Annotated in this window: 23 protein-coding genes; 12 read left to right on the top strand and 11 right to left on the bottom strand. The window is 68.0% G+C overall.

Annotation, left to right across the window (positions count from 1 at the left end):
• Positions 1 to 208 precede the first annotated feature (208 nt).
• Positions 209 to 1,639, top strand: coding sequence for a lipase family protein (locus F5X71_RS07025; protein ID WP_238815758.1), 1,431 nt, complete (start codon positions 209 to 211; stop codon positions 1,637 to 1,639).
• A 10-nt stretch (positions 1,640 to 1,649) separates the two neighbouring features.
• Here F5X71_RS07025 and F5X71_RS07020 read toward each other — a convergent pair whose 3' ends face one another.
• On the bottom strand, positions 1,650 to 2,489 hold the full coding sequence (locus F5X71_RS07020; protein ID WP_167461203.1) for a DUF72 domain-containing protein: 840 nt from the start codon (positions 2,487 to 2,489) through the stop codon (positions 1,650 to 1,652).
• 59 nt (positions 2,490 to 2,548) lie between these two features.
• On the opposite strand from F5X71_RS07020, the gene F5X71_RS07015 reads away from it, so the two are divergent.
• Entirely contained in the window at positions 2,549 to 2,971 is a 423-nt protein-coding gene (locus F5X71_RS07015; protein ID WP_167461202.1) for a PPOX class F420-dependent oxidoreductase, read from the top strand.
• Positions 2,972 to 3,393: 422 nt separating this feature from the next.
• Here F5X71_RS07015 and F5X71_RS07010 read toward each other — a convergent pair whose 3' ends face one another.
• From F5X71_RS07010 to F5X71_RS07000, 4 genes are all read right to left on the bottom strand, one after another.
• Entirely contained in the window at positions 3,394 to 4,590 is a 1,197-nt protein-coding gene (locus F5X71_RS07010) for a TetR/AcrR family transcriptional regulator (protein WP_167461201.1), read from the bottom strand.
• Positions 4,591 to 4,725: 135 nt separating this feature from the next.
• The gene (locus tag F5X71_RS07005) at positions 4,726 to 5,556 is read right to left on the bottom strand and encodes an SDR family NAD(P)-dependent oxidoreductase (RefSeq protein ID WP_167461200.1); all 831 of its coding nucleotides are present in this window, start codon (positions 5,554 to 5,556) and stop codon (positions 4,726 to 4,728) included.
• An 18-nt stretch (positions 5,557 to 5,574) separates the two neighbouring features.
• The gene (locus tag F5X71_RS37405; RefSeq protein WP_275106818.1) at positions 5,575 to 5,697 is read right to left on the bottom strand and encodes a hypothetical protein; all 123 of its coding nucleotides are present in this window, start codon (positions 5,695 to 5,697) and stop codon (positions 5,575 to 5,577) included.
• Positions 5,698 to 5,901: 204 nt separating this feature from the next.
• The gene (locus F5X71_RS07000) at positions 5,902 to 6,069 is read right to left on the bottom strand and encodes a hypothetical protein (protein WP_167461199.1); all 168 of its coding nucleotides are present in this window, start codon (positions 6,067 to 6,069) and stop codon (positions 5,902 to 5,904) included.
• 332 nt (positions 6,070 to 6,401) lie between these two features.
• Here F5X71_RS07000 and F5X71_RS06995 point away from each other — a divergent pair, with 332 nt between their 5' ends.
• Positions 6,402 to 7,712: a fatty acid desaturase family protein gene (locus F5X71_RS06995; RefSeq protein WP_167461198.1), complete on the top strand. Its 1,311-nt coding sequence runs from the start codon at positions 6,402 to 6,404 to the stop codon at positions 7,710 to 7,712.
• On the opposite strand, the gene glpK (F5X71_RS06990) is transcribed toward F5X71_RS06995, so the two are convergent.
• Positions 7,713 to 9,245: a glycerol kinase GlpK gene (gene glpK, locus F5X71_RS06990; protein WP_167461197.1), complete on the bottom strand. Its 1,533-nt coding sequence runs from the start codon at positions 9,243 to 9,245 to the stop codon at positions 7,713 to 7,715.
• 30 nt (positions 9,246 to 9,275) lie between these two features.
• On the bottom strand, positions 9,276 to 10,040 hold the full coding sequence (locus F5X71_RS06985; RefSeq protein WP_167461196.1) for an IclR family transcriptional regulator: 765 nt from the start codon (positions 10,038 to 10,040) through the stop codon (positions 9,276 to 9,278).
• Between the two features lie 250 nt (positions 10,041 to 10,290).
• Here F5X71_RS06985 and F5X71_RS06980 point away from each other — a divergent pair, with 250 nt between their 5' ends.
• The 4 genes from F5X71_RS06980 (at position 10,291) to F5X71_RS06965 (ending at position 15,400) form a co-directional block, all read left to right on the top strand.
• Complete coding sequence (locus F5X71_RS06980; protein WP_167461195.1) at positions 10,291 to 11,112, top strand: MIP/aquaporin family protein; 822 nt, start codon at positions 10,291 to 10,293, stop codon at positions 11,110 to 11,112.
• A gap of 41 nt (positions 11,113 to 11,153) precedes the next feature.
• The gene (gene glpK, locus F5X71_RS06975; protein ID WP_167461194.1) at positions 11,154 to 12,674 is read left to right on the top strand and encodes a glycerol kinase GlpK; all 1,521 of its coding nucleotides are present in this window, start codon (positions 11,154 to 11,156) and stop codon (positions 12,672 to 12,674) included.
• Positions 12,675 to 12,719: 45 nt separating this feature from the next.
• Positions 12,720 to 14,399: a glycerol-3-phosphate dehydrogenase gene (glpD, locus tag F5X71_RS06970; protein WP_167461193.1), complete on the top strand. Its 1,680-nt coding sequence runs from the start codon at positions 12,720 to 12,722 to the stop codon at positions 14,397 to 14,399.
• Positions 14,400 to 14,749: 350 nt separating this feature from the next.
• Entirely contained in the window at positions 14,750 to 15,400 is a 651-nt protein-coding gene (locus F5X71_RS06965; RefSeq protein ID WP_167461192.1) for a class I SAM-dependent methyltransferase, read from the top strand.
• On the opposite strand, the gene F5X71_RS06960 is transcribed toward F5X71_RS06965, so the two are convergent.
• Positions 15,397 to 15,561 carry a hypothetical protein gene (locus tag F5X71_RS06960; protein WP_167460067.1) on the bottom strand — a complete coding sequence of 55 codons (165 nt, stop codon included), beginning with the start codon at positions 15,559 to 15,561 and terminating at the stop codon, positions 15,397 to 15,399. The two genes, F5X71_RS06965 and F5X71_RS06960, sit on opposite strands and share 4 nt — an antisense overlap.
• 166 nt (positions 15,562 to 15,727) lie before the next feature.
• Here F5X71_RS06960 and F5X71_RS06955 point away from each other — a divergent pair, with 166 nt between their 5' ends.
• On the top strand, positions 15,728 to 16,441 hold the full coding sequence (locus F5X71_RS06955; RefSeq protein ID WP_167461191.1) for a M24 family metallopeptidase: 714 nt from the start codon (positions 15,728 to 15,730) through the stop codon (positions 16,439 to 16,441).
• A 51-nt stretch (positions 16,442 to 16,492) separates the two neighbouring features.
• On the opposite strand, the gene F5X71_RS06950 is transcribed toward F5X71_RS06955, so the two are convergent.
• Positions 16,493 to 16,942 (bottom strand): SRPBCC family protein, encoded by a 450-nt coding sequence (locus F5X71_RS06950; protein ID WP_167466279.1) that lies wholly within the window; start codon positions 16,940 to 16,942, stop codon positions 16,493 to 16,495.
• A 69-nt stretch (positions 16,943 to 17,011) separates the two neighbouring features.
• Positions 17,012 to 17,572 carry a nuclear transport factor 2 family protein gene (locus F5X71_RS06945; RefSeq protein ID WP_167461190.1) on the bottom strand — a complete coding sequence of 187 codons (561 nt, stop codon included), beginning with the start codon at positions 17,570 to 17,572 and terminating at the stop codon, positions 17,012 to 17,014.
• A gap of 99 nt (positions 17,573 to 17,671) precedes the next feature.
• Between F5X71_RS06945 and F5X71_RS06940 the strand changes: the two genes are divergently transcribed.
• From F5X71_RS06940 to F5X71_RS06930, 3 genes are all read left to right on the top strand, one after another.
• Entirely contained in the window at positions 17,672 to 18,634 is a 963-nt protein-coding gene (locus F5X71_RS06940; RefSeq protein ID WP_167461189.1) for a GlxA family transcriptional regulator, read from the top strand.
• Positions 18,635 to 19,004: 370 nt separating this feature from the next.
• Entirely contained in the window at positions 19,005 to 20,219 is a 1,215-nt protein-coding gene (locus tag F5X71_RS06935; protein ID WP_167461188.1) for a L,D-transpeptidase, read from the top strand.
• Between the two features lie 71 nt (positions 20,220 to 20,290).
• Positions 20,291 to 21,682: a pyridoxal phosphate-dependent decarboxylase family protein gene (locus tag F5X71_RS06930; RefSeq protein WP_167461187.1), complete on the top strand. Its 1,392-nt coding sequence runs from the start codon at positions 20,291 to 20,293 to the stop codon at positions 21,680 to 21,682.
• Between the two features lie 3 nt (positions 21,683 to 21,685).
• Here the strand turns inward: F5X71_RS06930 and F5X71_RS06925 are convergent, their stop codons facing one another.
• The gene (locus F5X71_RS06925) at positions 21,686 to 22,156 is read right to left on the bottom strand and encodes a winged helix-turn-helix transcriptional regulator (RefSeq protein ID WP_167461186.1); all 471 of its coding nucleotides are present in this window, start codon (positions 22,154 to 22,156) and stop codon (positions 21,686 to 21,688) included.
• A 122-nt stretch (positions 22,157 to 22,278) separates the two neighbouring features.
• Here F5X71_RS06925 and F5X71_RS06920 point away from each other — a divergent pair, with 122 nt between their 5' ends.
• A complete protein-coding gene (locus F5X71_RS06920) occupies positions 22,279 to 23,529 on the top strand; it encodes a cytochrome P450 (protein ID WP_167461185.1) in 1,251 nt (416 codons plus the stop codon).
• Positions 23,530 to 23,647: the final 118 nt, after the last annotated feature.

Raw genomic sequence — 23,647 nt, 5'->3', positions numbered from 1 at the left:
GGTGTACAGCTCGCACGCGCAGGACTTGGACTTTCGCCTCTGGTCATGTGCCCAGTTCTGGCATTTGCTGTTACTTAGCCTCATAGTTAACTGACGGCTTCGCGCGGCGCGTCTCGCACGGACGCGCGGTCGTGGACGGAATAGCCTTCCGCCCCGACAGACCATGGCCCCGAGCCTCGGAAGGCTCACTCACCTGCGAAAGAAGCCAATGAACACCGTCGCTTCCGCAAGTTTCCGGTCGCTGCGCCTGGCGAGCATCGCGGTGCTGGTCGCGTTCGCCGCACCGTTAGCCGGCCACGCGCCGGCGTTCGCCGATACCACTGCGATGCACCAGCAGGTACCGGTGCAGCCGCCACTGCCGTTCCCGATCCCGCCGGCCCCACCGGAACTCGATCCCGGCTTCTATTCGCCACCGGCGGACGTGGTCGCCGCGAAGAAACCGGGTGAGATCATCGCCGCGCGCGAGGTGCACCTGGCGTACTACTCGGTGATCCCGTTCAATTTCGACGCTTGGCAGCTCTCGTATCGCTCCACCGATACCCGCGACGAGCCGATCGCCGCCGTCACCACGCTGATGAAGCCGCGCGGCGACAACGGCGGCATACCGCGGCCGCTGCTGTCGTATCAGTTCCCGCAGGACTCCAACGCTCAGTATTGTGCGCCTTCCTATGTGCTGCAACAGGCTTCGGTGCCGGGCAACATCACCGGACAATTCGACATCCCGTTCGAGTTCGTGCTGCCGCTCACCGCGCTCGGCGCGGGCTGGGCGGTCGCGATGCCGGACCACCAGGGGCCCAACTCCGCCTTCGCGGCAGGCCCGCTCGGTGCGCGCGTCACCCTCGACGGGATACGGGCCGCGGAGAACTTCGCCCCGATGGGCCTCGGGCCCGACACCAAGATCGGCCTGGCGGGCTACTCCGGCGGCGCGATCACCACCGGCCACACCGCCGAGCTCAAAGCGTCCTACGCACCCGAGCTGAACGTCGTCGGCGCCTCCGAAGGCGGTGTGCCCGCCGACATCAAGGCGATGTATCGCATGGCGAGCGGCAATCTCGGTGCCGGGCTCATTCTTTCGGGACTGCTCGGCGTCGCCAACGAATACCCGGAGCTGGCCGCGTACAACCAGCAGCACATGCTGCCGATCGGCAAAGCGATGGCGCCGGTGAAGAATTCGCTGTGCCTCTATTCCGCCGCCCTGCTGCCGTTCATGAATCTCGAAGGCGGCCTCTACGATTCACCCGACCCACTGGACGATCCGGTGCCCGCCGCGGTCTTCGAAGCGTTGCGGATGGGTCATTCGGTGCCGGACATGCCGATGTTCATCTTCAATTCCAATCCCGACTGGATCGCGCCGGTCGGGCCGGTCAACACCCTCGTCGACACCTACTGCCGCGACCCCAACGCTCGCGTGCATTACACCCGTGACCATTTCAGCGAGCACATCACGCTGGAGATCGACAGCATGGCGCGCGTACTGCTGTGGCTGAAGGAACGGTTCGACGGGGTGCCCGCAGAGCCGGGCTGTTCGATCCACGACGAGGGCTCGATGGCTCTCGACCCGGCGAGCTGGCCGCTGTGGCTGCAGGGCGCGGGCACCTTGCTGGCTGGACTGTTGCAGCAGCCCATCGGCAGTCGCTGAGCCGATCCGATCAGAACAGGGTCATCGGCTCCACCGGCGCTGGCTGCGGCAGCGGCGCCAATTCCGGCACCCTGGCGGCCACCTCGGCGTGGAAGCGCCGGGCCAGCACCACGGCGTCGGCGTTGTCCGGAGTGTGGATGAACACGGTGGGCGAACGGCCTTCGCGCAGCCAGTCCGCCACCGTGGCGAGCCAGGGCTGCCAGCCCTCGACCGTGCGTTCGGTGGCGGCGCGGCCGTGGTAGCGCACGATCGGATGTTCGGTGAGCGCGCGGGTGCGCCGGGGCAACCGCGGTTTCTTCGACCATGCCTCTTGTTCGGTGGGGCCGATCGGCTGCCCGTCGAACAGCGTGGTGGTGTCGAAGCTCACCCATTCGGCGCCGAACCGGCCGAGGACCCGCTCGAGGTGCGTTGCGGCATGCTCGTTCTCGAAGAAGGCGCGGTGGCGAACCTCGACGGCGGGGCGGTACCCGCCGGGCAACTCCCGCAGGAAACCGGCCAGCGCGCCGAGATCGGTGGGGCCGAACGAGGCGGGCAACTGGATCCACAGCGCGTGCACCCGAGCGCCGAGCGGTTCGATCGCGGACAGGAATGTCCGCAGTTCGGCGTCGGTCTCGGTGAGTCTGCGCTCGTGCGTGATCGACTTGTGCAGCTTCACCACGAAGCGAAAGTCCGGCGTCGTCTGCCTGGCCCAGGACTCGACCGTGCGCCTGGCAGGCACGGCATAGAAAGTGGTGTTGCCCTCCACCGCGTCGCAGCGCTGCGCGTAGGCCGCGAGCCGATCCCCCGAGGCGGGCTGCCAGTCCTGCCACCCCGCGTGCGTCCACATCGCACATCCCACGTGAAGCCGCATGCCAGCGACGGTAGTACAGCGCGGGGAATGAATGCGACGGCGGCGGGTTGGCACCTGACATGAGACTCGATGATTCCGCTCGCGCACTGATCGGCGCCGGCGCCGATGCCACCCTGGTCACGCTCAATCCCGACGGTAGCCCGCAGGTCAGCCTGGTGTGGGTGGCGTTGCAATCCACCCCGGACGGCGACGAACTGGTCACCGCGCACCTCGGTGAATACAAGAAGGTCCGCAATGTCCGCCGCGACGGCCGGGTCGCGGTGACCATTCAGTCCGCCGAACGCGGCGAGATCATGCGGCCCTATCTGTCGATCACCGGTACCGCCCGGATCGTCGAGGGCGGCGCGCCCGAACTGCTGAAGGAGCTCGCGGCGACACTGGCCGCGCCCGGCGTCGACTTTCCGCCCGCCGACGCGCCGCCAGGACTGCTGACCCGGATCCGCATCGAGAAGGTCGGCGGGATCGGCCCTTGGGCATCCTGACGAGCACTTACGCCACCGCACCGGCAAAATATTGCTATAGTGGCAATTAACTCGCCGACCCCTCGAATTATGCAGCGTGGCAGAGGGTTTCGTGTCGTGAGTAGTGGATCGCGGATGCCCGGGCAATCGGCGATCCGGTAGCTGCTCGGACGGAACGTCAACCTTGGGTCCCCCGGCGTTTCGACAACGCCGTTACGGGCACCCCGCGTTCGCGGGGTGCCCGTGCACGTACCGACTCCAAGGAGATCGTCGACCGTGTTCCGTCAAGACAACTCAACACGCGCCAACCAAGTATCCGTCGATATCGCCGACGACACCGAATCCACTGTCGTATGGCCGGATCCGAGCCCACTGGCCTCCTGGTGGGCGCAGGTCATGCAGCCCGGAGCTGGAGCACGGGCGGCGGCACGCGGCCGCTGAGTTCAGCGGTCGGCGTCGGACAATCCGAGCACCTTGGCGGCGATCGCCGCCGCCACCGCGTCGATGTCCCGGTAGGCCGATACCTGCCGTGTCGAGGCCAGTTCGTTCATCATCGATTGGGCGGCCTGCACTCTGATCCGCGCGGGTATCGGCCCCCAGTCCGGCCGCAGTCGACGCAGCAGATGTACCCACTCGGCGATGTAGGCCCGCTGCGCCGCCTTCGCGCGCCCGCGGTCCGCGTCGGGTAGATGCCGCGCCTCGGAGACGAGCGTCTGCATCAGATGCGGGTTCTCGAAAACGAAAGCGCTGTAGCTCGCAAGCAGCCGGTGGAGTCCGTCGCACGGATCGGCCGCCTGCGCCAGCGCCTGGTGCAGATCGCGGCGCAGCCATTCGTCGCCGCGCACGATGGCCGCGAGCAGGATGTCGGCCTTACCCGGAAAGTGGTTGTAGACACTCGGACCCGTGATGCCGACCGCGGCACCGATCTCGTCCATTCGCACACTCACGAAACCGCGTGCCGCGAACAGCTTCGCCGCCTCGGTCAGCAGCGCCTCACGCCGGTCCAACGCGGCCAGTGCCACGGACCCACCGGCCGACTCGGGACACGGGACGAGCACCGGCGCCGGGGCGCGGACCACCGCGTCGACGAGTCCGCCGAGCAGAGTGCCGAATTCGGGTTCGGGCAGGGAAAGGCTGTGGAACGAGACGCTGTTGGCCACCGAGAGCGCGGACCATGCGAGCACCTCGGCGCCACCCGAGGTCAACTCGGGGCGGCGGGCGGCGATCACTTCGGCCAGTCGGGTGCCGATCCGGCGCGCGGTGGCCCGGAATTCGGCGCGATCCGCGGCGGACAGGTGGCGTGCCTCGCGCCGCCACAGCACCCCGACATCGCGGCGGGCGAGCATGGTCGCGGCCAGGGTCGGGCCGATCTCGTCGGGCTGTGCCGCCGCGGCGTCGACCGCGTCGGCGAAGGCGGTCAGTGCCTCCGCCACCACGGTGGCCAGCAGGCTCTGCTTGCCGCGGAAATGCCGATACAGCGCGGACGGCCCGATCGCGACGGCGGCGGCGACATCACCCATCCCGACATCGGCATACCCGTTGCGGCAGAACAGATCCGCGGCAGCAGCGATGATCAGTGCACGCCGGTTCGCCGGCCGGGTGCCCCGGGCCGGACGGACCAGGTCCGGCCCGCTCACCATACGATTTCGCTCCCTCAGAACACTTGATTCGCGGATTCGGCCACGGTACGCACGCGGTCGCCGAAGACGTTGAGCATGCGATCCGGGTTCTGCCGCAGCGCGCGGCGCAGCGACTGGGTCAGATACATCGTCGTACTAGATGTTGAAGCCGCCGCCGCAGACCAGGGTCTGCCCGCTGACGTAGTCCGACTCCGGAATGCAGAGCAGGTAGACCGCGCCCGCCGCCTCGGCGGGCGTGCCACCGCGCCCGAGCGGCACCATCTGCTCCATCGCGGCGAGCAGGTTCGCGTTGACGCCGACCTTGATCTCCTTGCCCGCCACGTCGATCGTGCCTCCGGTGCCCGCGGGCGCCTCGGTGAGCCGGGTCTTGATCAAGCCGAACGCGACCGCGTTCACGGTCACGTTGTAGCGACCCCACTCCTTGGACAGCGCCTTGGTGAGGCCGATGATCCCGGCCTTGCCCGAGGAGTAGTTCGCCTGGCCCGCATTGCCACCCGTACCCGCCAGCGAGGAGATGTTGACGACCTTGCGGCACGGCACCGGTTCACCCGCCTCCTTGGCCCGCTTCGCGGCCGCGGCGATCACCGGCTGCGCGGCGCGCAGAATTCGGAACGGCGCCTTGAGGTGTACGTCGAGGATGGCGTCCCACTGCTCGTCGGTCATCTTCTGGATCACCGAATCCCAGGTGTATCCCGCGTTGTTGACGATGATGTCCAACCCGCCGAACTCGTCCACCGCGGTCTGCACGAAGCGTTCGGCGAAGCCCTCATCGGTGACGCTGCCGACACACGAAACAGCTTGTCCGCCCGCGGCTTCGATGGCGGCGAGGGTTTCCTTGGCCGGTTCCGGATCGAGGTCGTTCACGACCACCTTCGCGCCCTCGCGCGCGAGCTTCAGCGCGATCTCCCTGCCGATCCCGCGGCCCGAGCCGGATACAATGGCGACCTTGCCATCCAGAGTTCCCATGTGCTGCAAATCCTTTCGCTAGGCCAGTGCCGCGCACCGCGCGAGCCCGGTCGCACCGAGTGGATGCCCCTTGGACAGCAGTCCGCCGGAGGGATCGGTGACCACCCGGATGCCGGTTCCCACGTCCCGACGACTGCTCATGTCCGTCCCATCCACGTTGACTAACGACCGTTCACTTATTGAACAGCAGAACGCGAATGAGCATCGAGAGATTCGAGGAAATACCCGGTCAGCGATTCAAACTAGGCTATCGGTGGTTCACTTGATCGAACCCGACACACCCGGGAAACGGCTCGAGCCCCCGCATCTCCTCGGGAGATGCGGGGGCTCGTGTCATGTCCGGCGTCAGGCGTGCGGCGCGGCAGCCTCCCCGACAACAGATCCGGAGCCGTCCTCGGCCCTACTGAACACCGGCTGATGATGTGCCTCACCGCTGTCGGCGGGCGTGTACACCGGAATGGGAACGGTGTCGTGGCTGAACAGCCCCGACCCTTGCCCGCTTTCCTGACTCATTCGTCGAGCCTCCTCCGATCGGCCGCCAATAGCCGATCCCCTCTATTCAACCCTCTCGACGCGCAGAACCGCGCATGATCCCCGCCGTGCTGTCGAAAATGTCCTGCCGGAACGTGTGATTCACCACCGCCACGCGCCGTTGGCCGCACGTCCGCCTGCTGTTGTGCCTGCGGTCGCCGCAGCGGTGGTAGCGTCGAGCGTAGGAATCATCGACGTCGGCTCTCAATCGGCCGGCCGTCCCAGCTCGAGTTCCGAGCAGCGCCGATCCAGACCCGTGTCGGCGATCTATCCGGCGTCCCTGCGCTGGGCAGCGATCCAGCCGAGAAGGACCTATGGCCATCACCGATATTGCCGTGTACTCCCACCTGAGCAAGGAAGACATCGAGTCGCTCGGTACCGAGCTCGACACGATCCACCGTGACGTCAGCGAATCGCTCGGCGCCCGCGACGCGGCCTACATCCGGCGCACCATCCGCGCGCAGCGCGTGCTGGACACCGCCGCGCGGCTGCTGATCGCGCTCAATCGGAACCGGACGACCTGGCTGCTCGGCACGGTCGCGCTGGCCGCAGCCAAGAGCATCGAGAACATGGAGATCGGCCACAATGTCTCGCACGGCCAATGGGATTGGATGAACGATCCCGAAGTCCATTCGACCAGCTGGGAATGGGACATGGTCGGGCTGTCCACCCAGTGGAAGTACTCGCACAACTTCCGCCACCACGTCTACACCAATGTCATCGACATGGACGACGACATCGGCTTCGGCGTGATGCGGGTGACCAGGGACCAGCAGTGGAAACCCGAGCATCTGCTGCAACCACTGCAAAACCTGCTGCTGGCCGCCACTTTCGAGTGGGGCATCGGCCTGCACGGCCTGTACGCGGACCGCGATCGGGTCGAGACCAAGGCCGAGAAGACCGCGCTGACAAAGGCTTTCCTGCGCAAGGTGGGCCGTCAGGCGGTCAAGGACTACGTACTGTTCCCCGCGCTGAGCGCGAAGCACTGGCGGCGGGCGCTCACCGCGAACCTCACCGCCAACATCCTGCGCAACGCCTGGGCCTACGTGGTGATCTTCTGCGGGCACTTTCCGGATGGTGCGGAGAAGTTCACACCCGCCGCACTGCACGAGGAGACCAAATCCGAGTGGTACCTGCGCCAAATGCTCGGTACTGCGAACTTCGACGCGGGACCGGCGCTCGCCTTCGCCAGCGGAAACCTCTGCTACCAGATCGAACATCATCTGTTCCCGGACCTGCCGAGCAACCGCTATGCCGAGATCGCCACCAAGGTGCGCGCGCTCTGCGACAAGTACGACCTGCCCTACACCAGTGGCTCACTGCTGCGGCAGTACCTGCTCACCATGCGCACCATTCACAAGCTGGCCGTGCCGGATCGCTGGTTGATCGCCACCTCCGATGACGCCCCGGAGACCGCGTCGGAGAAGAAGTTCCAGACCGGTGCGGCGGCCGCGGTCGCCGAAATCTCCGAGGTGACAACGGGATTGCGCACCGCACTGCACAACGCGCGGGTCCGCCTCGAACTCGAACACGGCCTCGACGGCAACCGGGCACGCCGCGCCCTGACCCGGCTGCGGGCGAATATCGCGGGCTCGCTGCGCAGGCCGCACCGCGACGCCGCGTGATCAGCGCGTGGCGGCCTCGTCCCCGCGACGCTTGGAGCGCAGCCAGCCGAAGGTCAATTGCACTGCGCGTTGCCAGTTCTCGTACTCTTCGGCGCGCAGGACCGGGTCCATCTGCGGAACCCACTGCGCGGCGAGGCGCCAATTGTTGCGCAGGCCCTCCAGGTCCGGCCAGTAGCCGACGGCCAGGCCGGCCGCGTACGCCGCGCCGAGCGAGACGGTTTCGGCGACGAACGGGCGCATGACGGGCAGATCGAGCACATCGGCCACGATCTGCATGAGCAGATTGTCCGACGTCATGCCGCCGTCCACGCGCAGGGCGCGGGCCTGCAAACCGGAATCGGCGTTCATCGCGTCGACGACCTCGCGCGTCTGCCACGCCGTCGCCTCCAGGACCGCACGGGCGATGTGCCCCTTGGTGATATACGAGGTGAGGCCCGCGATCAGCCCGCGCGCGTCACTGCGCCAGTGCGGCGCGTACAACCCGGAGAAGGCGGGCACGATGTAGCAGCCGCCGTTGTCCTGCACTGTGCGCGCGAGGGTTTCGATCTCCGGGGCGCTGGTGACCAGGCCGATGTTGTCGCGCACCCACTGCACCAGTGAGCCGGTCACCGCGATCGGCCCCTCCAGCGCGTACACCGGTTTCTCGTCGCCGATCTGGTAGCCGATGGTGGTGAGCAGGCCGTGCGAGGACTGCACCAGCTCGCGTCCGGTGTTCATCATGAGGAACCCGCCCGTGCCGTAGGTGCACTTGGTTTCCCCACGCGCGAAACAGGTTTGGCCGAACAGCGCGGCATGCTGGTCACCGAGCGCGGCGGCGATCGGGATGCCGGGCACCACCCGGCGGGTGGTGCCGTAGGACGCGGTCGACGGCTGGATCCGCGGCAGCATGGCCGCCGGAATGCCGAAGAAGCTCAGCAGCTCCGGATCCCAGCTGAGCGTGGTCAGGTTCATCAGCAGGGTGCGGCTGGCGTTGGTGACGTCAGTCAGGTGCAGGCCGCCGTCGACGCCGCCGGTGAGATTCCAGATCAGCCAGGTCTCCATGGTGCCGAACAGCACCTCCCCGCGCTCGGCCCGTTCCTGTAGTCCGGGAATGGAATCGAGCAGCCAGCGCAGCCGCGGCGCCGCGAAGTAGGTGGCAAGCGGCAGTCCGCAGAGTTCCCGAATGCGGTGCGCGCCAAGCTTTTCCTCGTATTCCCTGACCAGATCCTCGGTCCGCACGTCCTGCCAGACGATGGCCCGCCGGATCGGCGCGCCGGTGCGGCGGTCCCAGACCACCGTGGTCTCGCGCTGATTCGCGATGCCGAGGGCGGCCACCTGCTCGGCGGCGACGCCGGAATCGCGCAGCGCCTGCGGCACGATCCGGTCGACATTGCGCCAGATCTCCATCGCGTCCTGCTCGATCCAGCCGGGCCGCGGATAGTGCTGCTTGTGCTCGCGTTGCGCGACGCCGACCAGGCGCGCGCGCTGATCGAACAGGATGCACCTGGTGGAGGTGGTGCCCTGATCGATCGCCAGCACGAAACGTTGGGTCATCCGCGTCCTTTCCTGCGACAAGTCAGTGGGTCAGTGTCCGCCGCCCAGATCCCGCGAGACCGCGTGTGCGGCGTCGCGTACGTGCCCGACCAGGGCGCTTCGGTGTCGCAATTGCGCGTCGCAGAGCCGGTCGACCGGTCCGCTGATACCGATGGCACCGACCACCAGCCCGCCGTGCGCGCGGATCGGCGCCGCGATGCCCGCCTCACCCGGCCGGTATTCCTCGGTGTCGCCTGCCCAGCCCACCCGGCGGACCGCGGCGAGGGTCCTGGTGAGCACGGTCCGGTCGACGATGGTGCGTCTGGTGAGCGAGGGCAGTTCCGCGCCGCGCATGTCCGCCATGAGCGCGGCGTCGTAGGCGAGCAGCACCTTGCCGAGCGCGGTCGCGTGCGGTGGGAGCAGTTCGCCCAGTTCGAGCGCCTGCTCGGAGTTGTCCGGGCGGAAGACATGGTGGACCACCACCACAGTGCCATCGACCGGCGCCCCGATCCGGACCGATTCGCCGGTGCGGGCCGCGAGCGCGTCCGCCCAATTGATAGCGCGCGAACGTAACTCGTTGGCATCCAGATAGCTGGTGCCGAGGTGAACGAGGGCCGCGCCGAGCTGATACTTGCCGGTCGCCGGGTCCTGCTCGACGAACCCGACGCCTTGCAGCGTGCGCAGGATGCCGTGCGCGGTCGGTTTGGCGAGACCGAGCGCACCCGCGATTTCGCCGACGCCGAGCCGGCCCGCACCGCGGGCGAGCAGGCGCAGGATGGCCGCCGCTCGCTCGATCGACTGGATCGGACCGGGCATCCCCCGAAACTAGCCGCCGGATTCGACAATGTCGAACATGTGGTGAACAAACAGCAACACTCCCGGCGCTCAGTGTGACGTGCGTCATGCCCGCTTCCTCGGCGGCCCGACAGTAGCGGCAGTGGCCGGGGGCAGCCAGGCCGACCGTTCAGCATTGTCGAACGTGCCCTATGTCCGGGTTCGCAACCCCGTCGTAACGTCTGATTTCGCAGGGTCGCGTCCGCGACCGCGGGCGAACGGAGACTCAACGATGAACTTCGGCTCGATCTTCCTGAGTGAAGCACTCGGCACAGGGATGCTGGTCTTACTCGGTGTCGGCGTAGTCGCGAATGTATTGCTGACCAAATCCAAGGGATTCGACGGCGGCTGGCTGTTGATCAACTTCGGGTGGGGTCTCGGCGTACTCGCTGGCGTATACGTCGCGTACAAGACGGGCGGTCACCTGAACCCCGCGTACACGATCGGCGTGCTGGCCAGCGGCGCGGACGAATACGCGCCCGGCATCGAGATCACCACCGCCACCACGATCGCCTACGTGCTCGGCCAATTGGCGGGCGCCTTCGTCGGCGCGAACCTCGCCTATGTCGCCTACAAGCGGCACTTCGACGAGGAGACCGACGACGAGAAGAAGCTGGGCGTGTTCGCCACCGGCCCCGCGATCCGCGGGCTGTCCTGGAACTTCGCCACCGAGGTGATCGCCACCTTCGCGCTCGTGCTGGTGCTGCTGGCCATGGGCCACACCGCCACCGGCCTCGGCCCGCTCGCCGCGGCACTGCTTGTGGTCGGCATCGGCGCCTCGCTCGGCGGGCCCACCGGCTACGCCATCAACCCGGCCCGCGACCTCGGCCCCCGACTGGCGCACGCGCTGCTGCCGGTGCACAAGGGTGCGGCGGTCCAGCCCGCGCGCGAGCACGTCACCGTCGGGGCGGGCGCGGCCGAGCGACGCGCCGACCCGGGCCCCACCGACCTGCCGGGCCGCAAGAACTCCGACTGGGGTTATGCCTGGGTGCCGGTGCTCGGCCCGCTGCTCGGCGGCGTGCTCGCCGGTCTGGCCGCACAGGTCCTTTTCTGAATCACCTTCTCTTGTCACAGTTTTTCCTCGAAAGGACCACGATGACCCAGTACGTCGGCGCCATCGACCAGGGCACCACGAGCACCCGCTTCATGGTGTTCGATCACAGCGGCAACGAGATCGCCCGCCACCAGCTCGAACATCAGCAGATCCTGCCGCAGGCCGGCTGGGTGGAGCACGACCCGACCGAGATCTGGGAGCGCACCCGCGCGGTCATCCAGAGCACGCTCACCAAAGCCGATCTGCAGGCGAGCGATCTGGCCGCGGTCGGCGTCACCAACCAGCGCGAGACCACCGTGGTGTGGAACCGCACCACCGGGCGCCCTTACTGCAACGCCATCGTCTGGCAGGACACCAGGACCGACCGCATCGCGGCCGAACTGGAGCGCGCGGGCCACGGCGACACCATCCGCCACAAGGCCGGATTGCCCCCTGCCACTTACTTTTCCGGCGGCAAGCTGCGCTGGATCCTGGACAACGTCGCCGGCGTCGCCGAGGCGGCCGAGCGCGGGGAGGCGATCTTCGGCACCACCGACAGCTGGCTGCTGTGGAACCTGACCGGCGGGGTCGACGGCGGCGTGCACGTCACCGATCCGACCAATGCCAGCCGCACCATGCTGATGAACCTGGAGACCCTGGACTGGGACGACGAACTGTTGTCCATCTTCGGTATTCCGCGCTCGATGCTGCCGACCATCGCCCCGTCGTCGAACCCCGAACTGTTCGGAAAGACCAGGGCCGACGGCCCGTTCGGTGGCGAGGTGCCGCTGGCCGGCGTGCTGGGTGACCAGCAGGCGGCCACGGTCGGCCAAGTGTGTTTCCGGCCCGGCGAGGCGAAGAACACCTACGGCACCGGAAACTTCCTGCTGCTCAACACCGGAACCGATATCGTGCGCTCCGAGCACGGCCTGCTCACCACGGTCGCCTACCGACTCGGCAACGAGAAGCCGGTGTACGCCCTGGAGGGTTCGATCGCGGTCACCGGTTCGGCGGTGCAGTGGCTGCGCGACCAGCTGGGCATCATTTCCGGTGCGTCCCAAAGCGAATCGCTGGCCAGGCAGGTCGAGGACAACGGCGGGGTGTACTTCGTGCCCGCGTTCTCCGGGCTGTTCGCACCCTACTGGCGCTCCGACGCGCGCGGCGCGATCGTCGGGCTCTCCCGGTTCAGCACCAACGCCCATCTGGCGCGGGCGACGCTGGAATCCATTTGCTACCAGACCCGTGACGTCGTCGAGGCCATGCAGGCCGACTCGGGCGTGCGGCTCGATGTGCTGCGCGTCGACGGCGGCGTCACCGCGAACGAGCTGTGCATGCAGCTGCAGGCCGACTTCCTCGGCGTGCCGGTCTCGCGCCCGGTCGTCGCGGAGACCACCGCGCTCGGCGCCGCCTACGCGGCCGGGCTCGCGGTCGGATTCTGGAGCAGCACAGACGAACTCGTGCAGAACTGGCACGAGGACAAGCGCTGGAACCCCACCTGGACCGAGGAGCAGCGCGCCCGCGGCTATGCCCGCTGGCAGAAGGCCGTGGCGCGCACCCTCGACTGGATCGACGTCGACGAGTAGCTCGTCGGCGCGCTGAGCGACTTATCACCGAAAAAGGAGAATGCAATGTCCGCGAGATTGGATCCGAGCTACCGCGCCGACGCGGTGCAGGCCCTGGGCGACAACGAAATCGATGTGCTGGTGATCGGCGGCGGCGTGGTCGGCGCCGGTGCCGCCCTCGACGCCGCCTCCCGCGGCCTGAGCGTGACCCTGGTGGAGGCCAGGGATTTCGCGGCGGGCACCTCGAGTCGTTCCAGCAAGCTGATCCACGGCGGCCTGCGCTACCTCGAACAGCTCGACTTCTGGCTGGTGCGTGAGGCGTTGAAGGAACGGGGCCTGCTGCTGAACAAGCTGGCCCCGCACCTGGTCCGGCCGGTGTCGTTCCTGTTGCCGCTGCAGCACCGGGTTTGGGAGCGCGCCTACATCGGCGCGGGCGTCGCCCTGTACGACACCATCGGTGGTGCGCGCGCACTGCCCATGCACCGGCACCTGAGCCGTACGCGCGCACTGGAATTGGCGCCCGCGCTGCGCGATGACTCGATGACCGGCGCGATCCGCTACTTCGATGCGCAGGTCGACGACGCGCGCCACACCATGATGATCGCGCGCACCGCGGCCCAGCACGGTGCGACGGTGCTGACCCGCACCAAGGTCACCGGGCTGCTGCGCGACGGCGAACGGGTGATCGGCGCGCAGGTCACCGACCTGGAGACCGGCCGCGAGCACACGGTGCGGGCCCGCAGGGTGATCAGCGCGACCGGCGTCTGGACCGACGAGATGAACCGGATGACGGGCGTGGATTTCCCGTTCCACGTGCGCATGTCGAAGGGCGTGCACATCCTGGTGCCGCGCGCACGGCTCGACCTGGACACCGGCCTGATCATGCGCACCGAGAAGAGCGTGCTGTTCGTGATCCCGTGGCACAACCACTGGATCATCGGCACCACCGACACCGATTGGTCGCTGGACAAAGATCATCCGGCCGCGAGCAACGCCGACGTGCAGTACATCCTCGACCACGTCAACGCGGTGCTGCGGGAGCCGCTGACCCGCGAGGACATCGTCGGCACCTACGCCGGGCTGCGCCCGCTGCTGTCCGGCGCGTCCAGCGACACCTCCACCCTGTCACGCGAACACGCGGTGGCCGAACCGGTTCCGGGTCTGTTCGTGATCGCGGGCGGCAAGTACACCACCTACCGGGTGATGGCCGCCGATGTGGTCGACGCGGCGGTCAAGGGACTCGGCCGCGCGGTCGCGCCGTCGGTGACCGACAAGCTGCCGATCCTCGGTGCGGTGGGCTACCAGGAAATGCTCGACGACCTGGACAGCCTGGCGCAGCGCGTCGGCCTGCCCAAGGCCTCCGTGGCACATCTGCTCGGCCGCTACGGTTCCGGCGCGCACGACCTGTTCGCGCTGATCGCCGCGGACCCGGCGCTGGCCGAGCCGCTGCCCGGCGCCGAGGAGTACCTGGCCGCCGAGGTCGTGTACGCCGTAACCCACGAGGGCGCACTGCATCTCGACGACGTGCTCACCCGGCGCACCCGGATCTCGATCGAGGCCGCCGACCGCGGCCTGCTCGCCGCGCCCGAGGTCGCGCTCCTGATCGGCCCGCATCTCGGCTGGGACACCGCCGACGCCGAGCGCGAACTCACCCGCTACCGGGATCGTGTGCAGGCCGAGCTGGCCGCCAACCAGGCCGCCGACGACGAGGCCGCGAACGCGGCCAGGCTGGTCGCCGTCGCCTGACCGGACGCAGCACCGGCGGGCTCGAAGCAGCTGCGCGGCTCGCGGTTTCGGCCGCACCCGCGCTTCGAGCCCGCCGGCCGGCCTAAGCTCAGCTGGAAGTCCCAGATGAGCATGCCGGGCACGCCCGCCCTGGCCGCCTGCGCCGCCTCGGGCACCATAGCGGCCAAGGACCACGGCTCAGTGCAAGGGCACACACGATCAGATCGACGGCGTCGCCGGGCATCGGCAACTCGTGCGGGTCCCCACCCGAAACTCGGCCTGCGACACCCGCGCCCGTGCTTCGTAGAGCATCCACGCCAGCGATTTTCGGCCGTTGACCTCGAGCATGGTTGACGTTTGATAGTGGAGGCATGACTCAATCTGTCGAGCAATGGAATGCGGTATACGACAATGACACAGCGCCGTGGCTGATCGGCCGGCCCCAACCCGCGATCGTGGAGTTGGAGCGTGCCGGGTGGGTGCGGGGGCGAGTGCTCGACCCCGGTTGCGGGGCCGGTGAGCACACGATCCTGCTGACCAAGCTCGGATACGACGTGATCGGCATGGACCTGTCCCCCAGCGCGATCGCGTACGCCAAGCGAAACGCTGCGGCCCAAGGGGTTCCGAATGCGCGCTTCGAGGCCGCCGATCTGCTCGCGCCCACCGCCTCGGACACCGCACCGAGCTACGACACCATCGTGGACAGCGCGCTGTTCCACATCTTCGGCACCGAACCGGTCAACCGCGCCGCCTATGTGCGCAGCCTGTACGCGCTCTGCAAGCCGGGCGGGGCCGTGCACATCCTGGCGCTCTCCGATGTCGAACCCGGCTTCGGACCCCGGATCAGCGACACGCTCATTCGTGAATCCTTCGGCGAAGGATGGGAATTGGAGGATCTACAGCCAGCGAAGTACCACGGCACGGTGACACCGTCGGTGCTCGGCCAGGACACCGGCTTCGACCTGCCCGCGGGCACCGCCGTCGAGCTGGCCGCCTGGCAGGCCAGGTTCCGCCGGGTCTAGCTGTCCATACCCGCGTGCCCGTCCGGTGTCGACTCGTCGGTCTCCAGATCGACGCCGGACGGATGCTCGTCGGCGTGCGTCGCTTTCGTGTGCTCGTCGGCGAAATCCGCCTCGTCCCGCTTCGATTCGGCCGTCACCCGATCCATCTGTGGTCCGCTCATACCGCCCGCATACCCGATTCCGGGCCGGCGACGCCGTCGCGTCGGGTGCGTCGCCGAGACGGCCGCCGAAGCATATTTTGTGCGCGGGGCCGACGACTGAAGCACGTTTCACCCGAATGCCCGCTGCGTACAGACCGGACGGTGCGCGGCGGGCTAGGGTCGAATCATGGAGACGGTGGGTGTGGACGAGGCGGCACGGGTTTCGGCCCTGTTGGCGGCCGAGGCCAATGCGGTGGCTTTGTTCGACGAGGTAGTGGCGCGGGGAATCATCGCGGCGGGCGCGACGGAGTCGGAGGTCAGCGACGCGGTACGCGACCTCGCGAACGAGATGTTCGGCATTCGACGGTTCTGGCACAAGCGCATCGTGCGCTCCGGGGTGAACACGCTCGAGCCCTACAGCGCCAAGCCGCCGAACCGGGTGATCGAGCCGGACGACATCTGCTTCCTCGATTTCGGCCCCATCTTCGAGGAGTGGGAGGCCGATTTCGGCCGCACCTACGTGCTCGGCAGCGACCCAGCGAAACTGGCGCTGCGGGACGCGCTGGAACCGCTGTGGGAACAGGGACGCGCCTACTTCGAAGCGCATCCCGACATCACCGGCGAACAGCTCTACGATTTCGTCCGCGCGCAGGCCACCGCGCAGGGCTGGGAGATCACCGCCGAGATCGCGGGGCACTTGGTCGGCGAGTTCCCGCACAAGCAGATCTCGGGCACCGAGGTGACCTCTTACGTCGCCACCGGCTCGACCGTCCCGATGCGCCGCCTCGACCCGAAAGGCCGTAGCTGCCACTGGATCTTGGAGATCCACCTGGTCGACCGCGCCAACAACATCGGCGGCTTCTTCGAGCAGCTGCTCGACCTGCGCCCGTCGGCGAACTGACCGGAGTCAGCGGTGCGCGCCCAAGCGCTGTCGCACGAGGCCGTATTCCCGTCAGCTGGATGAGGATTCCGCGGCCTTGGCGATGTCGTCGAGATCGCGCCGCAGCATGCGACGGGTGGGCCCTTCGAACAGCCTGCCGATGAAAGCGGCTGTGCGCGTGACCTTGCCGTGCGGCTTACCCTCGAAGCCCATGGCCAGCAGGGTGTGCTGCCCCTTGGCCGTGAGGGTGAAGATGGATCGGTAGTGCGTGCCGTGCGAATCGGCCTCGGTGGTGTAGGTCTGGCCGGGCACCAGGGCGGTGACGGTCATGGTCTCGGTGGCTTCCTTGCCGAACATGACCCGGGTCTCCCGCCATTTGGTGCCGACGGTGAAGCCCGCCCCGTTGTCGAGGCGTTCCAGGCGGGTGATGCCGCGGATCACCTCGGCGGTACGTTCCAGATCGGTGATCACCGCCCAGACCCGGTCTGGGGTAGCGGCGACCTCGCGGGTAACCGTGATCATCGGCACAGCGCCTCCTCGGACCGCGGACCGTGTTCGGTCCGGACTCAAGGCAACACCGTAGCGGGCGGCTCAGGCCGCGTCGTGTCGATCCTTCCCATCGGCGCGGTACGAGCCGATGCCATACCCCGGCACGTTGACCCCTGGCACGTCCGCGCCCAGCGCGATGACCTCGTGCAGCACGTTGTGATACTGCCGCACCGCGGCGATCAGGCCGTCCCGGAACCGGACCTCGCTGACGAACACGGCGTGATACCGGCGCTGGCTCTCCCGCGCGGTCAGCTCACCCTCGATGATCGCGAACCACAGGTGCGCCACCGCGAAGGGCCTGACGCTGATGCGCGAGAGGCTGCCCGCGTGCCAGAGTTCGGCGGCCCAGCAGTCCAGGCCGGCGCGCAGTTCATCGCGACCCACCACCAGGTCGGGCAGGCCGGGCAGCTGCCATGGCGCGGAGAACCGGGCGTCGGGGGCGACCAGATCGATCGCCTGCGCGTGATCCTGCAGAAAGATGAGTTCGTAGAAGCGTTCGACGACGGCGCATTCGTCGGCCGCCTCGAGCAGCCCGGCGACGGAGCGATCGCTTCGCACACCCGCGTGCCGGTGAAGCCGCGGAGCGATTGGCATGTCGGTCATCACGAGCCCTTCCTGATTCCGCCGGTTGATCGCTCCATGCTTCCAGCTAACGAATAGCAAACAAGTGGCGTCAATGTCAGCTTTCGCTAAGATCGCGACATGCGGATGGTCGCCATCCTCGTCCCTGCCGGTGTGAATGCCTTCGACCTGGTCCTAGGCGCGCAGATCTTCGCGTCCACCTGGCTCCCCGACAATCAGCCCGGCTACGACGTGCGCATGTGCGGCGAGTCGACCACCGCCTGCGCCTCGGGTCAGCAGATGTTCTCGATCGGCCCGCGCTGGCCGCTGGAAACACTGGAGCAGGCGGACGTGGTGCTCGTGCCCGGCGCGGAAAGCATGCTCGAGTCCGATCCCCGCCACCGCGAAGCGCTGCGCGCGGCCGCGGCCAGGGGCGCGGTCGTGGCCTCCATCTGCACCGGAGCTTTTCTACTCGCCGACGCCGGCCTGCTGGACGGGCTGCGAGCCACCACCCACTGGCGGTTGGCCGACCTGTTCGCCGCGCGCTATCCGCACGTCGAGGTGGATCCCTCGGTGCTGCTCACCGACAACGGGCAGATCCTCACCTCGGCGGGTTCCGGCGCGGGCCTCGATCTGTGCCTGCACCTGGTACGCCGCGACTACGGCTCGGCGGTCGCCGCCGACACCGCGCGCCAGATGGTGTTACCGCTGCAACGGGACGGCGGCCAGGCACAATTCATCACCCGGCCCGACCCGGCGCAAGGCTCCCCCGCGATGCAGCCGCTGCTGGACTGGATCGAGGAACACATCACCGAGCAGCTCACCCTCGCCGACATCGCCGCACACGCGGGTCTGAGCGTTCGAACGGTGCAGCGCCGCTTCGAATCCCAGCTCGGCACCACCGTCCTGCACTGGATTCTGAACGCGCGCATCCGTCGTGCTCAGCGTTTGCTGGAAACCACCGATCTGCCGATAGATCGGGTCGCCGAGCAATCCGGCTTCGGTTCGGTCGCCTCGCTGCGCCATCACTTCACCCAGCTCGTCGGCACCGCACCGCGCAACTACCGCAAGGCATTCGGCGATCCGACCAGTGTGTCGCGGTGACACGCTGGTCAATTCAGCAGTCGACCAGATTCGCGCCGACGGGTTGCCCAGCGTCGGCGCCGCCCCTAGCCTGAAATGGACAGTGTGCAAGGTCGGGTTGCGCCGTCCGGATTCGAGATTCGGCGCCTGCGGCCTGGTAGTACCGCTTTACACGATCGGGGCTGTGCCGATGTCCATGATTATGTTCCTCCTCCTACAACCGTTCCTCGGCGACGAGGTCGCTCGCGGCTTGGCGACCCAATTCCGGATCGGCCCCGACAACTGAGTTCCGCCTCGACGAGGACACCCACCGCGGGCCGGTAAACTCGCGGAGCGGGATCGAAAGTCGAGGGTGCGCCGCGGGAAGCGCACGGCGAACACAGGAGAATTCATGTCGAGTCGCCGCTTCCGATCCAGCGCCGCCGGGATCGTCGTCCTGGTCGTGGCGCTGGTGGTGGCGGGTTGTTCAGGGTCGGATTCGAAGCCACCGGTCTCGAAGGACCCCGCACCCGCGGCGATCGCCATCACACCCGCACCCGGCACGAAGGGCGTCGACCCCACCAGCAAGGTGCAGGTGAGTGCCGGCGACGGCGTGCTGACCTCGGTGACGATGACCAACGAGGCGGGCAAGCAGATCGAGGGCATCTTCACGCCGGACAAAACCGCGTGGAAGCCCGCCGACCCGCTCGGCTACGGCCACACCTATACGATCACCGCGGAGGGACTCACCATCACCGGCCGCAGCGGGCCGCTGACTTCAACGTTCGACACGTTGACGCCGAACAACCAGACCAAGGTCTACTTCGAGACCACCGGTGGCGGTCTGCTCGACGGCGGCACCTTCGGGGTCGGCGCCGTCATCGCGGCGCACTTCGACGAGGACGTGCCCGACCGCGCGCTGGCCGAGAAGCGCCTGTCGGTCACGACGAACCCACCGGTCGATGGCTCGTGGTACTGGCTGGACAACCGGCATCTGCACTGGCGGCCCAAGGACTACTACGCGCCGGGTACGAAGGTCAGCGTCGCCGCCAACATCTACGCCGTCGACCTCGGTGGCGGGCTCTACGGCCAGGAGGACAGCAAGGCCTCGTTCACCGTCGGCGCGTCGCACGTGTCCATCGCCGATGACGACACCAAGCAGGTCCAGGTCTTCGAAGACGGCAAGCTGGTCCGCACCATGCCCACCTCGATGGGCATGGGCGGCAGCGAGAACGTCGGCGGCAAGACCATCACCTTCTGGACCCAGCCGGGCACCTACACCGTGATGAGCAAGGCGAACCCGGTGATCATGGACTCCTCTACCTTCGGCCTGCCGGTCAACTCCCGGCTCGGCTACAAGGAGACCATCAACTGGGCGACCCGGATCAGCACCGACGGCATCTACCTGCACGAACTCGCCTCGACAATGTGGGCGCAGGGCAATACCAACACCTCGCACGGCTGCCTGAACCTCAGCCCCGAGAACGCGCGCTGGTTCTACGATTTCGCCGTCCCCGGTGACGTCGTCGAGGTCCGCAACACCGGCGGCGCACCGCTCGAGGTCTGGCAGAACGGCGACTGGGGCGTGCCGTGGGAACAGTGGCAGCAGGGCAGCGCGCTGCACTGACCCGGCCGGGCAAGGCCAGCACCTCTCGACTGGCTCCGGACAAGCTGGACGGCTTCTCGTAGCGTCGACTCGTGGATCAGAAACTGGCCGATGACCTCGCCGAGCTGCCCGAACTGCTCGAGGCGGTGCGTGAATCGGCGAGCGAGCTGCTGACCGGCATCGCCACCCGGCCGGTCGCGCGAGCGGCGAAAGAAGTTGGGCTGGAGCGACTTCCGGAACAGGGGCACGGCCTGCGGGCGGCGCTCGAGACGTTCCTGGAACGCTGGGAGCCACAGTTCTCGGCCAGTGCCGGGCCGCGGTATTTCGGCTTCGTCACCGGTGGCGCCACGCCCGCGGCGGTCGCGGGCGACTGGCTCACCGCGACGCTCGATCAGAACGCCATGTCGGGCGAGGACTCCTCGGCGACCGAACTCGAGCGTCAGACGGTCGACTGGATCGGGCAGCTGTTCGGATTGGCCGGGCACACCGGCGCTTTCGTCAGCGGCGCGACCATGTCGAACTTCGTCGGCCTGGCGATCGCCAGGGAGTGGCTCGGCGACCGACTCGGGGTCTCGGTGGCCCAGGCCGGTATCGGGGCGCTCGGCCAGATCTCGGTGCTCTCCGGCACGCCGCACTCCAGCATCGTCAAATCGCTGTCCATGCTCGGAATCGGCAGGGACAGCCTGAAATACGTCCCGACCCTGCCGGGCCGCGAGGCCGTCGACGTGCGCAGGCTCGCCGAGGCCCTCGACGCGCTCGACGGTCATCCCGCCATCGTGGTGGCCAACGCGGGCACGGTGAACACGGTCGATTTCGACGATCTGCGCGCGATCGCCGCGCTGCGCCAACGGTATCCGTTCTGGCTGCACGTCGACGGCGCGTTCGGCGCGTTCGCGGCGCTGTCGGAGGAACACGCCGAGCTGGTCGACGGACTGGCCGAGGCGGATTCGGTGTGCGTCGATCTGCACAAGTGGCTCAATGTGCCCTACGACGCCGCGGTTCAGTTCACCAGACATCGGGAGCTACAGCTGCGGGTCTTCCTGAACTCCGCCGCGTATCTGACCGCGCCGACCGGCACACCGGATTTCGGGCACCTGGTGCCGGAGAACTCCCGCCGGTTGCGCGCCATGCCCGCCTGGTTCTCACTGACCGCCTACGGCCGCGAAGGCCATCGAGACATCGTGCGGCGCAACATATCCTGCGCGAACCGGCTCGCCGGGCTGCTCACCGCGGACGGCTCGCTGCGGCTCCTCGCGCCGGTACGGCTCAACGTCGTCTGCTTCACGCTCGCCGAGCGGGCTACCCCGCAGCGGATCGCCGCGCTCACCGAGGCGATTGCCGAGGGCGGCGAAACCTTCGTCACACCAACAGTTTACGAGGGTCAATCGGCGCTGCGCGCGGCGTTCAGCAACTGGCGGACCACCGTCGACGACGTGGACCGGGCCGCCGCGGCCATCACCGCCGCGGCGCGCGCGCTCGACTGAGGCTCAGCCGGTCGCCTCCGTGATGGGCGCGGCGTGGAACCCCGGGCCGGGCCGCGCCTCGACGTCACGGGGATCGAGTTCGTTCCGGCAGTGATCGCACACCATGACCGGGGTGAGCGTGTGCCCGCAGGTGCGATGCTCGAGCACCAGCGGCGGGCCGTCCGGGTCGGTGAGGTGCCGATCGCCCCAGGCCATCATGGCCATGATGATCGGATAGAGCTCACGCCCGGCAGCGGTGAGGTGATAGTCCACCCGCCCGCCGCCCTCGTCGGTGCGGGCGAGGATCTCCGCGTCGATCAGCATGCGCAGCCGACTGGTGAGCAGATTGCGGTTGGTGATGCCGATATTGCGGGCGAAATCGCTGAACCGCCGCACGCCGAAGAACGCCTCGGCGATGAGCAGGATCGTCCACCGGTCGCCGAGCAACTCGACGACGCGGGTCACCGAATCATCGGGCGGGCGTCGGATGGTCATGCGGCACATCCTCGCACACTTGGTGGTATTGCATTCCTACTAGCAGTATCGCAATAATACTGCCATGCGATCGCCGTCGGGTGATCAGGCGCCGGGCGCGCCGCACATCAGGTGGGAGCACCATGACTACAGCCCAAGAACCGAGCACCGATTACGTGCAACTGCTCGACCCCGCACTCCGGCCGGACCCCTATCCCCTGTTCGCACGAATTCGCGAGGCCGGGCCGTTCCGGATCGGCACGGCGCCGGTCGTCGTGTTCTCCAGCCATGCCGACTGCACCGCGGTGCTGCGCGATCCGCGGGTGAGCGTGGATCGCTCGCTGGCCACGCTCCAGATGGACGCCATGCCGCTCTACACCGCATCGAAAATGCCTGGCGAACAGGTGAAGCCGTCGTTCCTGTTCCTCGATCCACCGGACCACACCCGGCTGCGGCGCCTGGTGTCGAAGGCGTTCACCCCGCGGGTGGTGCGGCAGCTCGAACCGCGGATCACCGAAATCGTCGACGACCTGCTCGACAAGCGTTCGGCGGCAGGCACATTCGACGCCGTCGCGGAATTCGCCTATCCGCTGCCGGTGACCGTCATCTGCGAGCTGCTCGGCGTGCCGCTGGAAGACGAGGCGCAACTCAGCCATTGGTCCGCGCTGCTGGCCCGCACGCTGGACCCTACCTCCCGGCGCGCCGCCGAATTCCGGGCCGACCCTGCCGAATTGACGCGCGCGGGCACCGAACTCAGCGACTACTTCGAAAAGCTCACCGAGCGCCGGCGCGCCACACCGGGGCCCGACCTGCTCTCCCAGCTCATCGCCGCCGAGGACGCGGGCGACATGCTCTCGCACCAGGAACTGATCTCCACCTGCGCGCTGCTACTCATCGCCGGACACGAGACCACGGTCAACCTCATCTCGAACGCGCTGCTCGCACTGCTGCGCCGGCCGCACGAGCTGGCCGCGCTGCGGGCGAATCCCGCACGGGCGCAAGGGATCGTCGAGGAGACACTGCGGTTCGACCCGCCCGTGCAGTTGATGCCGCGGATCGCCGCCGACGCGTTCACCGTCGGCGGGATCGACATCGCCCGTGGGGATCTGCTGGTCATGCTCATCGCCGCCGCCCAGCGCGACCCCGCCGTCTACCCCGATCCCGACCGCTTCGACCCCACCAGGGAGTCGCGGCACCTGTCCTTCGGTCTCGGCGCCCACTTCTGCCTCGGCGCGCCCCTGGCCCGCTTGGAGGCCCGAGTCGCCCTGACCCGCTTCGCCCGACGGGTGCCCGCACCCCGCCTACTCGCGGACCCACCGCCCTACCGGGACCACGTGAACCTCCGCGGTCCCGCCCACCTCCCGATCGGGTTCACCGAAATCCTGCCCGAATAGGGCGCGCGAAGGCAGCCGCCCGACCCGACCTCGCACCAATTCCGCTGCCGTGCAACGATTTTTCTGACATGCCCCGATTCACCCGCCACACACCGACTCAGCTGCCACACACCGAACC

Source organism: Nocardia brasiliensis, from assembly GCF_011801125.1.
GTDB classification, from domain to species: domain Bacteria; phylum Actinomycetota; class Actinomycetes; order Mycobacteriales; family Mycobacteriaceae; genus Nocardia; species Nocardia brasiliensis_C.
The sequence above is the reverse complement of the archived record's forward strand: the minus strand, read 5'-3'. Positions and strand labels throughout refer to the sequence as shown.